Consider the following 220-nt stretch of genomic DNA (forward strand, 5'->3'; position numbering starts at 1 on the left):
GTTTCAACAGTATTCTGTGAAAACAAAACTTCAAGTTCGGCATCTGTTTTGGCATCAATAGCTTCAAAACTTAAGCCTAGAAGTTCAAATAAAGAAATATATTTCTTTACCGTATTTCTTGAAAGTGATAAGTAATTGCTAATAAATAACTTACTCTTGCCACTACAGTGAAATTTAATTACTTTTCTAATCTTACTCATGTCTGTTACTTTGTTTGCCA

At 30.0% G+C, this 220-nt stretch carries 1 pseudogene; it reads right to left on the minus strand.

Features of this window, described 5'->3' with window-relative positions:
• Positions 1-200: pseudogene (locus G6042_RS00020) on the minus strand (hypothetical protein); the annotation flags it as partial.
• Between the last annotated feature and the right edge of the window lie 20 nt (positions 201-220).

Origin of the sequence: Flavobacterium solisilvae (genome assembly GCF_012911605.1) — a bacterium.
GTDB lineage: Bacteria > Bacteroidota > Bacteroidia > Flavobacteriales > Flavobacteriaceae > Flavobacterium > Flavobacterium solisilvae.